Consider the following 567-nt stretch of genomic DNA (forward strand, 5'->3'; position numbering starts at 1 on the left):
CGGCGCGCAGGAAGGCGAACATCGTCCCCATGGTGGGCGGCACCTCGACCGCGTAGGGATCGAACCGCTCGCCGTCGTAGAGCACCCGCAGGCGACCGGCTTCCGCCGTCTCCCAGGCCTCGTTCATGTAGAGCAGGAGCGTCATCACCTTGGCGGCGCCGTCGGTATGGATCGCCCCGTATTTGGACTGCGAGCGCCGCATGACCGTGGTCAGGCGCGGGCAGGAGACGAGGTCGATGCCGAACGTCTCGCCCAGCACCCGCGAGACCGTGTCGCTCTCCAGTTCCGCGACGAGGTCCCCGAAGCGTCCGGCGAGGCTTACCTCGTCCAGCGTGAGGTAGCCCGGCTTCTCGATGGCCGGAAAGTCGCGCAGGAGCGCCGGCACCGCCTCGGACCGGATCACCTGCCGGCCGAGGACGTAGCGGTAGGGCGCCTGCGTCAGGGGCGCGGCGCGGATCGCGTCGAGGTCGAGGATCGACGGCGCCAGGGATGGAGCGTTCATCGAGGAACCTGCCGAAAGGGAAGTCAGCGAAGAAGGGAGCGTCGACGGAGTGATGACGGCGGTGC

1 protein-coding gene is annotated in these 567 nt (G+C 69.0%); it reads right to left on the reverse strand.

Translation table 11 applies throughout. The annotated features are described in order from the left end of the window. On the reverse strand, nucleotides 1–502 hold a 502-nt coding region (locus QR78_RS27590; RefSeq protein WP_048430816.1), incomplete at its 3' end, for a proline hydroxylase. Between the last annotated feature and the right edge of the window lie 65 nt (nucleotides 503–567).

The sequence above is a fragment of the Methylobacterium indicum genome (genome assembly GCF_001043895.1).
Classification (GTDB): Bacteria; Pseudomonadota; Alphaproteobacteria; order Rhizobiales; family Beijerinckiaceae; genus Methylobacterium; species Methylobacterium indicum.